Here is a 15420-nt window from a genome sequence, read left to right as displayed (position 1 = left end):
CGGCATGGCCGCTTCCGTGCTTGCCCAGTACCAGCGCATCACCCGCTGGCCCGCCGGCCACTGGCTGTTCTCGCGCGCCGTCTGCCTGAAAGCGCCCTACTTCGCCAGCATTTCGCCGCGGATCGAAACGCTGGAACCGAACCGCTGCGTGGCCACGATCCGGCACCGGCGCAAGGTCACCAACCACATCGGCACGGTGCACGCGATCGCGCTGTGCAACCTGGCCGAGTTGACCGCGGGGTTGATGACCGACGCCAGCCTGCCGGCTTCGATGCGCTGGATCCCGAAAGGCATGACCGTCGAATACGTCAAGAAGGCGGTCGGCAAGATGTGCGCCACGGCGCTGCCGGCGCAGCGGCTCGTCGAATCCGATCAGGGCTACGAATGGCCTGTCGACGTCACCGTCACCGATCCCGGCGATCAGGTCGTATTCCGGGCGCGCATTTCGATGTGGCTGTCGCCCCGAGCCTAGCGGCCGCCGCTTCGTAAAGCGGGACTGGCTCTGCTTTTCGTAGGAGCGGCTAAAGCCGCTCCTACGAAAAGCATAAGCAGCGGAGCAAGCTCCGCTCTACACAAGCAAGATCAGCGAATCGCCAGCCAAGCCGCGATCGCCAACGCCGCCGGCAAGGCCTGCACGAACAGGATCTTGCGGCTAACCGTCGCCGCACCGTACAGCCCCGCGGCTACTACGCAAGCCAGAAAAAACAGGCAGAACTCGCGAAATCCGGTCGCCAGGCCATAGACCAGGCCCGCCGCCAGGAAGCCGTTGTACAGGCCTTGGTTCGCGGCCAGCACTTTCGATTGCTGCGCTTTCTCCAGCGATTGCCCGAACACCTTCAAGCCCAGCGGCCGGGTCCACAGGAACATCTCCAGCACCAGGAAATACAGGTGCAGCAGGGCGACCACGGCGGTCAGGACTTGCGCGATCGTCTGCATGGCGTCCCCTCGGCGATTCGGTGGCGCCGATCCTACCGCGCTTCAGCGCCGCCGCGCAGGCCGTGCCGGCAGCCGCAGCACGTCGCGCTGGTCGAGCAGGCTGTCGCGCAATTGCCAGCGCGCGCGGACGCGGTTGGTTTCGCGGCGGATGGCCTTGGTCAGATCGGCGCAGGCGGTATCGGGCGGACGGCGCCGCAATGCCGCGCGCAGGTCTTCGACCGCATCCAGCGCGTTCCGGCGATGCAGGCCCTCGTGGCGTGCGGTGCGTTCGCTGATGATGCGCCAGTCGTCGCGCAGATCGGCGGGTATCGGCGAAGCGTCGTCCCAGCGCGGCAGATCGATGCGCACGTTCAAGCGGATGGCCAGCCGTCGCACGATGCAGCGATTCCTGTCCTGCACGAATTCGGTTTCCAGCCGGAATTCCGAACGGGTCAGGCCATGCGCGCTCCCGCCCCCGCCCGGAACGCGCAAGGAGACCATCAACTGCTCGCGGTCCCGGCCGTAGACCGGATAGTAGACCGTGGACTCTTCGACGATCAGCTGCGGCTCCGCCGCCGCGGCCACCGTGGCGAAGAGCAACCAGCCCGCCATCGCGCCGGCGCAGCGATGGAAGTTCATGGCTGCGAATCGTCCGCGCGGGCGCTGCGCAACGTCAGCCGCGAAATCTCCGGCGGCACGCCGAAGCGCACCGGCAGGATGCTGGTGCCTATGCCGGGCGAGACGAACAACGTTTTGCCGTTTTCGACGATCGTTCCGCTCACGTAACGTTGCCGCGCCGGCACCACCGGCGTACCGATGAACGGCAATCGCACTTGGCCGCCGTGCGTATGCCCGGCGACGGTCAGCGCTGCGCGCGCCGGAATCCGCGGAAACAGATCCGGATTGTGGGTCAGCGCGACCACGGGCGCGGCGTCGTCGACGGCTGCGAAGGTCGCGCCGATGTTCGGATGGCCTTCCCAAAAGTCACCCAGGCCGGCTATCCAGAATGTGCATCCGCTCAAGCGAATCTCAGCAGCTTGGTTCTCCAGCACGATCACCCCGGCCGATTCCAGCGCGCGCCGCACTTTGGCGCCGTCCTTCCACCAATCGTGGTTGCCGAGCACCGCATACACCGGCTTGCGCGCGGTGAGCGGCCGCAAGTGCGAGGCGAATTTCTCGGCAGGCACATAAGTGCCCATGAACACACGAAGGATCACGTAATCGCCGGCCATCAGCACCGCCTGCGAATCGCTGGCGGTCAGGCGCTGGACGATGCGGTCGAGATTGTCGACGCCGTTGTGCGGCGAGCCGGTGTGGGTGTCGGACACCACGTCCAAGCGCAGCCCGTCGCATTGCACGGGCCAGTGCGGCAACGCGATCGCGTAATCGCGTTCGACCAGCCTGCCGGGCTCCCAAACGAATCCCCATAGCAGCCCGGCCAGAATCAGCAGCGCCGAGCCGCGCACCGTCCACTGCAGCGCGCGCCGCCGGCCTTGGGTCCGCGTCCACCACTTCATCCGTCAGCGTCTGCCTTCAGCCATGACTCTAGGAAAGCAGTTCTCCGCTGAATCGCGGCCGTCACGATTTGGCGCCTTCGGGCTGGACCTCGTCCGGCAGCGCGCGTTGCGCCCGGACCACACGCCATGCGCCGAAGCTCATGCCCAGCGCCACGCCGACGCCGGCCAGGAATACCGCGCTGGATCCGAACGCCGACAGCGCCTTGTGGATCCAGGCGAAGCTCACGTCGCCTCCGCGGTAGATCACCGTGTCGATCGCCGTGGCGGCCTTGTAGCGCCATTCGCGGCCGACCCGGGTGTAGATCGTCTCGCGCGCCGGCTTGGCCAACGAGAATTCGCTGGCGCGGGTGACCACTTGCACCACCGCGACCAGCATCGGCAACGGCGAAGCGGCCAACGCGCAGAAACCGAACAGGATCGCCAGCGCCGGGATCAGCAGCACCGGACCGATCCCGTAGCGCGACAACAGAAAGCGGGTCAGCAGCAGCTGGATTACCAGGGTCAGCCCGTTCACCGCCAAATCGATGCCCGAATAGAACGCCGTGCTCGCCTCCGCGGTGTCGTAGAACTTCTTCACGATCGCCGCCTGCTCATTGTAGAGCAGCGTACCCACGCCGACGCCGAAGAAAGTCAGCAACGCCAAGGCGCGCAGCAACGGCTCCTGCGCGATCAGCTTCAGGCCGGCCAGCACGTGGCCGCCCATCGGCACTTCGCCGCTTTTGCGCCCGCGCTCTTGTTCGCGCGCGACCGCCCACAGCCGCAGGCGCAGGATGCAGACGATGCACAAGCTCAGCAGCACCGCCGATACCAGCAACAGATTCGCGATGCCGACCCGTTCGACCAGGTTCCGGGTCAGGATCGGACCCAGGAATGCGCCGATCGTACCGCCCGCACCGATGTAGCCGTACACCCGCTTGGCCTCGACGTTGTTGAACACGTCGGCCATGAAGCTCCAGAACACCGCCACCGCGAACAGGTTGAAGACGGTCAGCCAGATGAAGAAGACCATGCCGCGCCCCGGCAATTCGACGCGGAAGGCGAAATAGAACCCGACCAGGCAGGCGATGAAGAAACCGTAGACCACCGGCAGGAACACGCGCCGCGGATAGCGGCTGACCAGAGCGCCGTACACCGGTTGCAGCAGCAGCATGACGATGAAGGTGCCGGTGAACAGCGCCTGCAGCATGAACTGGTCCAGCGCCACGCCGTGCGAGGCGAACCAATCGATCATCCAGGGCGGGAACACCGTCGCCGCATCGCGCGAAGCGCCCATCGCCTCGCGCACCGGCCGCAGGATGTAGTAGCCGGTCAACAGGCAGAAGAAATACAGCATCGCCCACCACAGGGGCGGCGATTCGGCGAAAGCGGAGCGGAGGCGGTCCAGGCGGTTGGCGGGGGACGGGCTGTTCACGATCGCGCGCGACGCTCCTGGCGGGTCCGCGGCACGTTAGCCGATGCGTTGTCTGCGCGCCACCGCACGCATTGCGGATGGCCGAGCATATGCTCTAACCGCGCCGCCTACCTTCCGCCGATGCCCGATCCTGCCCAGCGTTACGACTACATCATCATCGGCGCGGGTTCGGCCGGCTGCGTGCTCGCCAACCGCCTGTCCGAAAATCCGGCGACCAAGGTTCTGCTGCTCGAAGCCGGCCCGCGCGATTGGCACCCCTTCATCCACATGCCCGCGGGCCTGGCCAAATTGGTCGGCCAGAAAGGCGTCAACTGGAACTACGACACCGCGCCCGAGCCGCAATTGGACCACCGCATGCTGTGGTGGCCGCGCGGCAAGGTGCTCGGCGGCTCCAGTTCGATCAACGCGATGTGCTACATCCGCGGCGTGCCGGGCGACTACGACGACTGGGCCTCGCAGGGCGCCGCCGATTGGGATTGGGCGAACGTGCTGCCCTACTTCAAGCGCAGCGAAGGCAACCGCCGCGGTGGCGACGCGCTGCACGGCGGCGACGGCCCGCTGACCGTTTCCGATCTGCGCTACACCAATCCGCTCTCGCACGTCTTCGTCGCCGCCGGCCGCGAAACCGGTTTCGCGCAAAACGGGGATTTCAACGGCCCGCAACAGCAAGGCGTGGGTTTCTACCAAGTCACCCAGCGCGACGGCGCGCGCTGCTCGGCCGCGGTCGCTTATTTGGATCCGGCCAAGCCGCGGCCCAACCTGCACATCCGCACCGGCGCGCTGGCGCGGCGCATCCTGATCGAAAACGGACGCGCGGTCGGCGCCGTCTTCGGCCACGAGGGCCGCGAAACCGAGGTCCGCGCCGAGCGCGAAGTGCTGCTCAGCGGCGGTGCGATCAATTCGCCGCAGTTGCTGATGCTGTCCGGCATCGGCCCGGCGGCCGAATTGCGCGAGCACGGCATCGACGTCGCGGTCGACGCGCCTGGCGTGGGCGCCAACCTGCAGGACCATCTGGACATCTGCACCCTGCAGCACAGCACGCAACCGGTCAGCTACGATCGGGTCAGCGATGCGGTCATCGCCTTCAACTACTACCTGCGCGGCCGCCGCGGGCCGGGCAGCAGCAATATCGCCGAAGCCGGCGGCTTCGTGCGTTCGCGCTACGCGCCGGACGAACGCGCCGACGTCCAGTTCCACTTCGTTCCGGCGATGCTCGACGACCACGGCCGCCGCCGTCTGTCCGGCGACGGCTACACCCTGCACGCTTGTTTCCTGCGTCCGCGCAGTCGCGGCCGGATCCGCTTGAACGGCGCCGACCCGGCGACCAAGGCGCGGATCGAAGCGAATTACCTGAGCGACGCCGAAGGCTTCGATCTGAAGATGATGGTCGAATGCGCCAAGCTGTCGCGGGAAATCTTCGCGCAGAAGGCCTTCGACCCGTATCGCGGCACGCCGATCTTCCCGGCCCGCAGCGATCTGAGCGATGCCGAACTGGCCGACTTCGTCCGCGCCAAAGCGGAAACCGTGTATCACCCGATCGGCACCTGCCGGATGGGCGGCGACGATGCGTCGGTGGTCGATCCGCAGCTGCGCGTGCGCGGCGTCGAGGGCTTGCGCGTGGTCGACGCCTCGGTGATGCCGAATCTGATCGGCGGCAACACCAATGCGCCGACGATCATGATCGCCGAACGCGCGGCGGACCTGATCCGCGGCCTGCCCGCTTCGTAGGGCCGCTCGCCCCGCTGATTTTGCTGGAAAGCTTCCGCTTGTGTGGAGCGGAGCTTGCTCCGCTGCTTTTCGGTTTTCGGACGCGGAGGTCTTCAACGCAAAAAACAACGGCAGCGGAGCAAGCTCCGCTCTACACAAGCCGAAAAAGCAGAGCGAGCCCGCTATTGCAGCGTCAGCTTTCGGGAATCAGGCTCAGATCTTCGCGATAGAGCCAGGTCTCGACGCGCACTTCGTCGACCGCAGCCGCCAAGTCTTGCAAGCGATCCGGTCCGACCAGCTCGTCCAAAGCCGCGGAATGCGCGTCGTAGCTCTTCCAGCCGTCGCGAGCGACCATCAGCATGTATTCCGGCGCAATGCCGCCGACCACCTTCTCGTACCACGTGTAGGCGGGCGCGTCCGTTTGCTTGGACAGGTTCGCGTGCGCCGCGGACAAAGCGCGCTCGAAGCGCGCGCGGGTGCCGGCATGCAGCGTGTAGTGGAACACCTGCACGCGCTTGCTCGGTCGCCACTGCTCGAGCGGAAAGCCGGTGCTCAGTTCGCGCCGCACGCGGTAGCTGGCGCGGAACGCGGTGTCGGCATAGGGCGTGACGTTGCGATCGCCGTCGGCGCCGTCGCCGGCCGGATCGACGCGATGGTCGAAAGCGGCGAACGGCGCGCCGAAGCTGCCGTCCACGAACAGGCCGGCGCGTTCGCCGTCGTACACGTACCAGGCGTACCAGACCAGCGGATCGCGCTGGCCGCGATGCCATTGCAGATGGGTCCGGTAGCCTTCGTCGAAGCGCTTCTCCATGCCCTTCTTCGGCCAATAGGCGAACAGATGCGCCGCGTCGCCGCTGTCGCGGGTGGAAGCGGGCGATTGCGCCGCGGCGGGCGCCGACAGCGCGAGAGCCAGCAGGAACAGAGCTTGGAGCCGCATGATTCGCCTCCCGAGGATTGATCGGCGAAGCGTAGCGGCGCCGAACGGGCGCGACTATTTCAAGTCGTCGCCGCGTCGTTCGAACGCCTAGAATGGACCCATGCCCGCGCCCGACTTCAAGCGCCTGTCCGTGTTCCGCACCGTGGTCGCCAGCGGCGGCGTCATCGCCGCGGCGCGCGCGCTGCACAAATCGCCTTCCGCGGTCACCTACGATCTGCAGCAGCTGGAGGCCCAACTCGGCGCGAAGCTGTTCCGCAAATCCGGGCGCCGGCTGGCATTGACGCCGCAGGGACGCACCCTGGCCGCTTCGATCGAACGCGCCTACCTCGACTTGCAGCATGCCTGGGACGGCGTCGGCGAGGCCGAAGGCCTGGAGCCGCTGCGCATCGCCTGCGTCTCCGGCTTCGGCCGTTACCGGCTGGTGCCGCGGTTGATGAAGCTGCTGCCGCGCGAGCGGCCGGTCGAAGTGCTGTTCCGCACCGCGGCCGGTGTGCTGACGCTGCTGGAAACCGGGCGCGTGGCGCTGGGCGTGAGCTATCGGCCGCTGGTGACCTCCGGCATCGCTTCGGCGTTGTTGGGCGAGGAAGAACTCGCCTTGGTCGGGCCGAAATCGCGGCGCGCGGCGCCGGCGCCGGAAGACATCCCGCGCTTGCCCTTCGTCACCTACGAAGAATTCGAGTACGTCTTCTTCCGCTGGTTCGAGGCCAACGGCATACCGCTGCCGCAGCCGTGGCGCCGCGTTGACCATTTCGAGGAATTGGAAGAAGCGCTGGAAAGCGTCGCCGCCGGCCGCGGCTGGTCGGTGGTGCCGCTGGACTCGGCCCTGGGCCGCGCTTACGGCTCGCGCGTGCAGGTGCACCGCCTGCGCGGACGGATATGCACGAACGAAATCCATTTGGTCGGCAGCGAGCGGGAGTTGCGCAGCGAAGACGCCGCCTTGCTCAAGCGGGCCGCGGCGAAGGCGTAGGGTGGGCTTTAGCCCACCATTGCCGTGCTGCTATTACGACAAACAACGATCGGAGCGCATGAAGCTTACGATCATTGTTCGTCGCATGCGAAAAATGGCGATGGTGGGCTAAAGCCCACCCTACGCTCGCTCCAGCATCGGCGGCAACGGACAATGCAGCGCGCCGCAGATCGTACGCAGCAATTCGGCCTCGGCGACCACGACGCGGCCGTCGTGGCTGATCGCGGCGGTGATCGCTTCCACCATCACCTGCTTGGCCAGTGGATCGAGCGCATCCAGCGGTTCCCAAACCGCGTCCAGCGCGAGCACGCCGTTCGCCGGCGGCGCGTAAGGCACGTGATCGCGCGGCAGCACGCGTTGCATGCCCGCGAGGTAGGCGCGCTGGGCCGCGCCGGCATCGTCGTGGCCCGATTGCGCGACCACCGCCAGCAACGTCGAGAATTCCTGCTTGACGCTGCCGGTCTTGCGCCGGCCGAAGCGTGCGTACTGCGACGGGTCCAGCGATTCGCGCACCTGCACTTCCAGCAAACGGCCCAGGCAGTACTCGAACAACGAGACTTGGCCGTCGGTGTTGACCACCGCGTGCACGGTGTCCATGAACGCGCCCAGTTCCGGGCGCGGCCGCAGGCGCAATACCGGGAACGCCAGCGCCGCCAGCGGCAGGCGCAGCATCGGATGCAGGCTGGCGAGTTGCTGATCGCGCAAGCGCAGCGCCGACGCGGCGACTTCTCCGCCCAGCCGCGCCTCGATTTCGGCGCGCTGCTTCTCCCGCACCGGCGCCGAGAGATCCAGCAACAGCCCCAGCAACAGCGGCATCACCGCGTCGCGCTGCTTGGCCAATTCGCGCAAAGCGTCGGGCAGCGAAGCGACGATGCTGTCGGCGCGCTCGTAATCGTCCGGCGTGGGCCGGGCGACCTGCGCGGCGACCATCGGCGGGGTCACGTTCAGTTGCGCGGCCGCGGCCGGCAGGATCGGCGGGATGCCGCCGGGCAGCGGCGAGCGGCTATCGTCGGCCTTGCCCTTGCGCAGATTGGCGTCCTCCGCGCTCGGGCCGCGCACGCTCCAGCGGCGGCGCAGGTCGTCGAGTTCTTCTTCGCGGAAACCCGGCTCCAGCGCCTGGATGCGCTGCAGCAGCGGCGGATGGGTGGCGAACAAACCGCTGAAGCCGACGCCGTCGCCGAACAGCATGTGGCTCACTTCTTCGGCATCGCCGGGCTGGCTGAGTTTCGATCCGCCTTGGCTGGCCGCGATCTTCTTCAACGCACCGGCCAGGCCCGTGGTCTGGCGGGTGAACTGCACCGCCGACGCATCGGCCAAGGATTCGCGGCTGCGGCTGACGCCGGCCTTGATCATGCGCCCGAAGAACAGGCCGATGTAGCCGACGAGCAGCGCGATCAAGGCCGCGATCAGCACCGCGCCCGCGCCGCGGCCGCGGCCGCCGGTGCCGTGCTGCAGGATCTTGCGGCCGATCAGGCCCAGCATCAGGATCCCGAACAGCACGCCGATCAGGCGGATGTTCAAGCGCATGTCGCCGTTCAGCACATGGCTGAATTCGTGCGCGATCACGCCCTGCAATTCGTCGCGGTTGAGCTGGTCCAGCGCGCCGCGGGTCACCGCGATGGCGGCATCGGAAGGCGAATAGCCGGCGGCGAACGCGTTGATCGCGGCTTCGTGCTCGAGCACGTAGATCTTCGGCACCGGCACGCCGGAAGCGATCGCGATCTCCTCGACCACGTTGCGCAGGCGCCGCAGCGAAGTTTCGGTGGTGCCTTCGGCCACCAGCGTGCCGCCGAATTGCAGCGCGACCGATTCGCCGCCGCCGCGCAGCGAGGCCATGCGGTAGAGCGAGCCGAAGCCGATGATCGCGGCGGTGATCACCGACGTGGCGATCAAACCGCCGCCACCGCCGCCGAAGGCGATCAGCACGGCCAAGTCCACCGCGGCGACGATGCCCAGCACGGCCAGCGCGAACAGCACGATCAGGCGCGTGGAGGTGCGCCTGGCCGCGGCTTGGCGTTCGAAGAAGTTCATGCGATGCGCTGCTCCTGCTCTTCCCTTTTCCCATCGGGAGAAGGTGCCTGAAGGGCGGATGAGGGTTCGGAGGAACTGCGAAGGCTCATGTGGCGACGTCGCTTCGCCGCGCCCTCACCCCAACCCTCTCCCGCAAGCGGGAGAGGGGGACGAAAGCTTAGAACTGCACCTTCGGCGCAGCGCGCACTTCGGCCTGCTTCTCCGCCGGGATTTCCAGCAACGCGGCGGGAGCGAACGCGAACATGCCGGCCACCACGCTGGACGGGAAGGTCTCGCGCTTGTTGTTGTAGGCCATCACCGAATCGTTGAAGGCCTGGCGGGCGAAGGCCACCTTGTTCTCGGTGCTGGTCAGCTCTTCGGTGAGCTGCATCATGTTCTGGTTGGCCTTCAGGTCCGGATAGGCCTCGGACACCGCCAACAGCCGGCCCAGCGCGTTGTTGAGCATGCCCTGCGTATTGGCCAGTTCGGCCATGGCGGCCGGATCGCCCGGGCTGGCCTTGGCCGCGGCCAAGCCGGACACGGCGGCGCCGCGGGCGGCGATCACCGCCTCCAGCGTCTCGCGCTCATGGCTCAGATAGCCCTTGGCCGTCTCCACCAGATTGGGGATCAGGTCGAAGCGGCGCTGCAGCTGCACGTCGATCTGGGCGAAGGCGTTCTTGAAGGCGTTCCGGGCGGTGACCAGGCCGTTGTAGATGCCCACTGCCCAGAATGCGACCACCACCACAATTACCAGCAGGATCAACAGAGTAAGCATCAAAGTTCCCCTTGTTCATGCAAAGTCCGTTTAATACCGATTAGTATCCGGTAAAGACGGCCCGGAGCCGCAGCATACGCAGGGGAGACTTCCGATGAAAGGCAGCCGTTTTCGACCCCATCGGTACTCCTGGCGCGCGGGCCTGGTCGGCCTGCTCGCTCCGCTGGCGCTGAGTTCGGCCGCGCAGACGCCGCTGCGCTGGGACGGCCCTTCGCAAGCCGCGCAGACCCAGGCGGCCGTCGCCGCCAACACCGCCGCTTCCAATGCCACCGCGCCGGCTTTCGCGCCGGCGCTGCAGCAGAACGCATTGCCGCTCGCGCCCGGCTTCGACGTGCGCCAGTTCGAAACCATCGCCCAAGAATTGGTGGCCGACCAGCGCATTCCCGGCTTGGCGCTTGCGATCGTGCAGAACGGAAGAGTGCTGTCGGCGCGCGGCTACGGCGTCACCGACGTTTCCGCAGCCGAACCGATCGACGCGCACACCGTATTCCGTTTGGCCTCGCTCTCGAAATCCTTCGCCGGCACCATCACCGGCATGCTGGTCTCCGAAGGCGCGCTGCGCTGGGACAGCAAGCTCACCGACTACATGCCGGATTTCCGGCTGGCCGATCCGAACGCCGCGCAGCGGCTGACCGTGGCCGACATCCTCAGCCATCGCGTCGGCCTGACCCACAACGCTTACGACCGCGACATCGAACGCGGCGGCGACTACCGCGACCTGCTGCAGAAATTGGCCTACGCGCCGATGAAATGCGCGCCGGGCGAGTGCTACGCGTACCAGAACGTGGCCTTCAGTACGATCGGCGATGTCGTTTTCGCCGCGACCGGCCAGTTCTACAGCGAGACCGTCTCGCGCCGCATCTTCAAGCCGCTGGGCATGAACGACGCCAGCTACGGCTTGGAAGGCATCGAAGCCAGCCCGCGCTGGGCGCGGCCGCACGTGCGCGCGCGCGGCGGCTGGGTGTCGCTGATGCCCAAGCCCACCTATTACCGGGTCGCGCCCGCCGCCGGCGTCAACGCCAGCATCAGCGATCTGGCGCAATGGCTGATCGCACAGAGCGGACATCGTCCCGACGTGCTGCCGGCGCCGTTGCTGGCGACGCTGCACGCACCGCTGATCGACACCCCCGCCGAACTGCGCGGCTCGCCTTGGCGCCGCGAGCGCGTGTTCTCGGCCAGCTATGCCTTGGGCTGGCGCGTGTACGACTACTCGGGCCACCCCGTCGTGTTCCATGCCGGCGCCGTGCAGGGCTATCGCGGGATGATGGCGCTGCTGCCGGAACGCGACCTGGGCATCGCCATTCTCTGGAACAGCGAAAGCTCGCTGCCTTCCGGCCTGCTGCCGACCATCCTGGATGCGGCGGTCGGATTGCCGGCGGTGGCTTGGGTCGACACCGGCAACAAGACGCCGGGCACGATGATGGCCCGCGCGCCGGCCGAAGATGCGGCGGGCGTCGATTCCTCGACTTCGGAAGCCGCGCCGGATTGATCGGCGCCTTCCGCTCCCCAACCGATCCCCGCGAAAGCGGGAATTCGCTTTTTTAGGATCGCTTTTGTGGGAGCTCGGCCCAATAAAAAACTCCCCTCCGCCTGGGCGCGGAGAGGAGTCTGGTGTTACGGCTAATCGGGTTTTTCTTTTTTTCAGATCATCGGAGCAGGCATAGCCGGCATGGTGGCCGGAGCAGCCTTCTTGGAACGGCGAGCAGGACGCTTCTTGGCCTTCTTGGCGGCCTTCTTCGCAGCCTTCTTAGCCGGACGCTTCTTAGCGGCCTTCTTGGCGCGCTTCTTGGTGGCCTTCTTCGTCGCCTTCTTAGCGGCCGGACGGCGTGCGGTCTTCTTCGCGGCCTTCTTGGCCGGACGACGCTTCGCAGCCTTCTTGGTCGTCTTCTTGGCGGTCTTCTTAGCAGCCTTGCGGACGGTCTTCTTGGCGGCCTTGCGGGCGCCGGTCTTCTTCGCAGCTTTCTTCGCGGCCTTCTTGGCCGGACGTTTCTTAGCGGCTTTCTTCATAGCCATGGGATGGCTCCTCGTCAGTGGACTATCGGATACAACTGCCCAGGTCTTGAACCATCGCGGGAGTCGGACCCGCGACCAACCGCCGCTGCGCCAGGCGCAGCGGAACGGATTCGTTAAGGCCCGCCGCGCCTACCGCGCGCGGACCCGTGCGGAACCGCCCGCACGAAGCAAAAACACCCGCGACGCGGTGGCGGCGCGGGTGTCGGAATGGGGTGCTTTGCGTTTTCGCGGGGGAGACGAAGCCCGAGTCCACCGTATAGAAAGTCCGGGCGGATCGCTCAGTTTTGCTTCGCGTTTTCGATTTGATTCGACTCACTCGCTTCCGCAGGCAATGTCTGCTTGGGGCGAAACCTAATCACGGTTTTTTCCACTGTCAACACCCCCGAGGCGTTTTTTTGGGACAGTGGGGCGGGGGCGGATCGCCTCCGCACGCCGCCGATACGCCGATCGCGATTCGCATCGCGATGCGCGGCGACGCGCGCCGCGTCCGTCGCTCGCGAAAAAAACACTATGTTTTAAGTATTCTTTTTCGCGCGCGGCGCGTCGGCGCAAGCTTGCCGCGACGTTCGATCGCAACGCACGCGCATGCGCTGCGGCAGCGGCGCGACCCGTTTCCGGCCCCCTAAAAAATTTTTTACGGCCGGCCGATTTTTTGCCCCGCACAAGTCCATTTGCGCGAATTTGCGCGAACTTCGGACCGGCCGAAAGCAGTCGTCGCGACCCGCGAACGAACCGCGAAGCGTGCAGCGGAGGTGAAGATCGGCGCGTCGTTCGATCCGATCAACCGGTTCGCGCGGCGATCGGCATCGCGACGTCGGCGGCGGTTTTACGGCGTTCGCTTCGCTGCAATCGGGCCATAAAAAACCCGCAGCGTCGCCGTTGCGGGTTCCGTTCGCGCTCGCCAGCGGCGAGGCTCAGTGATCTTCGTCTTCCAGCAGTTCGGCGTAGTCGTCCGGACCGAGCAGCTCGTTGAGCTGGTCCGGTTCTTCGGCTTCGACCACGAAGATCCAGCCGTCGCCGTAGGCGTCTTCGTTGATCGTTTCGGGCTTGTCGGCCAGCGCGCTGTTGACTTCCACCACCTTGCCGGTCACCGGCGTGTACACGTCGGAGGCGGCCTTCACCGACTCGACCACCGCGCAGGCGGTGCCGACTTCGACGCGGTCGCCGACGTTCGGCAATTCCACGTAGACCAGATCGCCGAGCAGCCCCTGGGCATGATCGGAAATGCCGACCGTGATCTTGCCGTCGCCTTCGACGCGGGCCCATTCGTGGGACTTCAGGAATTTCAGATCGCCGGGGATCTCGCTCATATCTGCTCCGTGGTGCTCAACCGGAAGGTTGCGGTCGGGGAAGGGTTCGAGCGCTTAGTTTAGCGAAGGAATCCGTCCGCGCGGTACGGCGCGCGACCGGCGGCGATCGCTTCGCGCAACAGGCCGATCCGATCCTGCCCCCAGAACGCTTCGCCGCCGCGCACGTAACCCGGCAAGCCGGGGAGATCGGCGGCGATGGCCGCGTCGGTATTGGCCCGATAGCGCGCGGCGACGGCCGGGGTCGCGGCGGCGGCCAACACCGGTTCGGGGTCGTGGCCGGCGTCGCGCAGCAGCGCGGCGACGGTGGCGCGATCGGCGATGTCGCGGTCCTCCGCCCAGACCGCGCGGAATCCCGCGGCGACGTAGGCCGACGGATCGGCGCCCGCATCGGCCAGTACGATCGCCGCGCCGTCGGCCAGCGTCGGATCGACCGGGAAGAAGCGCGGCCGCAAGTTCAGCGGCAAGCCGCGGCGCTCGCGCCAGCGCTGCAGCTCCAGCAGACGGTAGCGCTGCCGCGCCGGCGCGCGCTGTCCCAGCGGCAGTCCGCCGTTGGCGGCGAATAGATCGAAGATGCGCACCGGGCGGTAGACCAAGCGCACGCCGGTTTCGTCCGCCATCTTCAGCAGCTCGGCGTGGCCCAGGTAGGCGTAAGGCGAGAGCAGGCTGAAGTAATAGTCGAGCGTTTCCACGGCGCGCGTTCCGATGCGGTCAGATGCCTTCCTGCGGCTTGCCGTCGCGGACGAACGGGAACTTCACCACCCGCACCGGCACCTCGCGGCCGCGGATGTCCACGCGCACCTGGCCCGGCTCGCCGGCGGGCACGCGCGCGAACGCGATCGCCTTGCCCAGCGTCGGCGAGAACGTGCCGGACAGGATTTCGCCCTCGCCCTGCGCGGTCAGCACTTTCTGGCCGTGGCGCAGCACGCCCTTTTCGTCCATCACCAGGCCGATCATCTGTCGCGGCGCGCCGCCGGCCTTTTGTTTTTCCAGCAAACCGCGGCCGGTGAAGCTGCGGCCTTCGTCCAATGCGACCGTCCACGCCAAGGCGGCTTCGTAGGGCGATACGGTGTCGTCCATGTCCTGGCCGTACAGCGCCATGCCCGCTTCCAAACGCAGCGTGTCGCGCGCGCCCAGGCCTGCCGGCTTCACCCCGGCGGCGAGCAGCGCGTTCCACAGCGCGACGGCGTGGTCCTGGTGGACGACGATTTCGAAGCCGTCCTCGCCGGTGTAGCCGGTGCGGGCGACGAACAGCGGCGTACCGTCGGCCATGACTGCTTCGGTGGCGACGAACTTGCCGATCTTGCCGGCCGCGGCGGCGGTGTCGGCCGACAGCAGGCCGAGCACGCGTTCGCGCGCGGTCGGGCCCTGCACGGCGATCATCGCCAGCTCCGGGCGCTCGGTCACTTCGACGGCGAACGGTGCGGCCTGCGCATTGATCCACGCCAAGTCTTTGTCGCGGGTGGCGGCGTTCACCACCAGGCGGAAGAAATCCTCGCCCAGGAAATACACGATCAGATCGTCGATCACCCCGCCCTGCTCGTTCAGCATGCAGGTGTACAGCGCCTTGCCCGGCTTCTGCAGCTTGTCGACCGAATTGGCGACCAGCTTGCGCAGGAACTCGCGGGTGCGCGCACCGCGCAGGTCGACGACGGTCATGTGGCTGACGTCGAACATGCCGGCGTCGCGCCGCACCTGGTGATGCTCGTCGACTTGAGAGCCGTAATGCAGCGGCATGTCCCAGCCGCCGAAGTCGACCATCTTGGCGCCGAGCGCGCGGTGGGCGTCGTTGAGGATGGTCTTCTGGGTCATCGCGGCGTCCTGAGGCAAAGAGCGCCATTATCCCAGACCCGGCCACCTG

At 66.9% G+C, this 15420-nt stretch carries 15 protein-coding genes; 4 read left to right on the top strand and 11 right to left on the bottom strand.

Annotated elements, in window-relative coordinates:
• Window positions 1–4 precede the first annotated feature (4 nt).
• Window positions 5–472 carry a hotdog fold domain-containing protein gene (locus tag FCE95_RS12120; protein ID WP_137267266.1) on the top strand — a complete coding sequence of 156 codons (468 nt, stop codon included), beginning with the start codon at window positions 5–7 and terminating at the stop codon, window positions 470–472.
• Between the two features lie 110 nt (window positions 473–582).
• Here FCE95_RS12120 and FCE95_RS12115 read toward each other — a convergent pair whose 3' ends face one another.
• The 4 genes from FCE95_RS12115 to FCE95_RS12100 all read right to left on the bottom strand — a co-directional run bounded on the left by FCE95_RS12115 (window position 583) and on the right by FCE95_RS12100 (window position 3843).
• Window positions 583–936, bottom strand: a complete 354-nt coding sequence (locus tag FCE95_RS12115) for a DUF1304 domain-containing protein (protein WP_137267265.1) — start codon at window positions 934–936, stop codon at window positions 583–585.
• Between the two features lie 42 nt (window positions 937–978).
• On the bottom strand, window positions 979–1554 hold the full coding sequence (locus tag FCE95_RS12110) for a DUF922 domain-containing protein (RefSeq protein WP_137267264.1): 576 nt from the start codon (window positions 1552–1554) through the stop codon (window positions 979–981).
• The gene (locus tag FCE95_RS12105; RefSeq protein WP_137267263.1) at window positions 1551–2432 is read right to left on the bottom strand and encodes a metallophosphoesterase; all 882 of its coding nucleotides are present in this window, start codon (window positions 2430–2432) and stop codon (window positions 1551–1553) included. Before FCE95_RS12105 ends, FCE95_RS12110 begins: the two co-directional genes overlap by 4 nt.
• 61 nt (window positions 2433–2493) lie before the next feature.
• Window positions 2494–3843, bottom strand: a complete 1350-nt coding sequence (locus FCE95_RS12100) for an NTP/NDP exchange transporter (protein WP_189644737.1) — start codon at window positions 3841–3843, stop codon at window positions 2494–2496.
• A 120-nt stretch (window positions 3844–3963) separates the two neighbouring features.
• Between FCE95_RS12100 and FCE95_RS12095 the strand changes: the two genes are divergently transcribed.
• The gene (locus FCE95_RS12095; RefSeq protein WP_137267262.1) at window positions 3964–5571 is read left to right on the top strand and encodes a GMC family oxidoreductase; all 1608 of its coding nucleotides are present in this window, start codon (window positions 3964–3966) and stop codon (window positions 5569–5571) included.
• A gap of 172 nt (window positions 5572–5743) precedes the next feature.
• On the opposite strand, the gene FCE95_RS12090 is transcribed toward FCE95_RS12095, so the two are convergent.
• Window positions 5744–6487: a hypothetical protein gene (locus tag FCE95_RS12090; RefSeq protein WP_137267261.1), complete on the bottom strand. Its 744-nt coding sequence runs from the start codon at window positions 6485–6487 to the stop codon at window positions 5744–5746.
• Between the two features lie 100 nt (window positions 6488–6587).
• Between FCE95_RS12090 and FCE95_RS12085 the strand changes: the two genes are divergently transcribed.
• The gene (locus FCE95_RS12085; RefSeq protein WP_137267260.1) at window positions 6588–7454 is read left to right on the top strand and encodes a LysR family transcriptional regulator; all 867 of its coding nucleotides are present in this window, start codon (window positions 6588–6590) and stop codon (window positions 7452–7454) included.
• 120 nt (window positions 7455–7574) lie between these two features.
• Here FCE95_RS12085 and FCE95_RS12080 read toward each other — a convergent pair whose 3' ends face one another.
• The gene (locus FCE95_RS12080; RefSeq protein ID WP_137267259.1) at window positions 7575–9485 is read right to left on the bottom strand and encodes a M48 family metallopeptidase; all 1911 of its coding nucleotides are present in this window, start codon (window positions 9483–9485) and stop codon (window positions 7575–7577) included.
• 157 nt (window positions 9486–9642) lie between these two features.
• Complete coding sequence (locus FCE95_RS12075) at window positions 9643–10239, bottom strand: LemA family protein (RefSeq protein WP_137267258.1); 597 nt, start codon at window positions 10237–10239, stop codon at window positions 9643–9645.
• A 94-nt stretch (window positions 10240–10333) separates the two neighbouring features.
• Here FCE95_RS12075 and FCE95_RS12070 point away from each other — a divergent pair, with 94 nt between their 5' ends.
• Window positions 10334–11728 carry a serine hydrolase domain-containing protein gene (locus FCE95_RS12070; RefSeq protein ID WP_137267257.1) on the top strand — a complete coding sequence of 465 codons (1395 nt, stop codon included), beginning with the start codon at window positions 10334–10336 and terminating at the stop codon, window positions 11726–11728.
• Between the two features lie 152 nt (window positions 11729–11880).
• On the opposite strand, the gene FCE95_RS12065 is transcribed toward FCE95_RS12070, so the two are convergent.
• From FCE95_RS12065 to gcvT, 4 genes are all read right to left on the bottom strand, one after another.
• Window positions 11881–12252 (bottom strand): hypothetical protein, encoded by a 372-nt coding sequence (locus tag FCE95_RS12065; RefSeq protein ID WP_137267256.1) that lies wholly within the window; start codon window positions 12250–12252, stop codon window positions 11881–11883.
• A 914-nt stretch (window positions 12253–13166) separates the two neighbouring features.
• Window positions 13167–13562, bottom strand: a complete 396-nt coding sequence (gene gcvH, locus FCE95_RS12060; RefSeq protein WP_137267255.1) for a glycine cleavage system protein GcvH — start codon at window positions 13560–13562, stop codon at window positions 13167–13169.
• Between the two features lie 59 nt (window positions 13563–13621).
• A complete protein-coding gene (locus FCE95_RS12055) occupies window positions 13622–14251 on the bottom strand; it encodes a 2-hydroxychromene-2-carboxylate isomerase (RefSeq protein WP_137267254.1) in 630 nt (209 codons plus the stop codon).
• A 19-nt stretch (window positions 14252–14270) separates the two neighbouring features.
• The gene (gene gcvT / locus FCE95_RS12050; RefSeq protein WP_137267253.1) at window positions 14271–15371 is read right to left on the bottom strand and encodes a glycine cleavage system aminomethyltransferase GcvT; all 1101 of its coding nucleotides are present in this window, start codon (window positions 15369–15371) and stop codon (window positions 14271–14273) included.
• Window positions 15372–15420 lie beyond the last annotated feature (49 nt).

Origin of the sequence: Luteimonas gilva (genome assembly GCF_005239095.1) — a bacterium.
Taxonomy (GTDB): Bacteria; Pseudomonadota; Gammaproteobacteria; order Xanthomonadales; family Xanthomonadaceae; genus Luteimonas_C; species Luteimonas_C gilva.
This window is presented reverse-complemented; position numbering and strand designations above follow the sequence as displayed.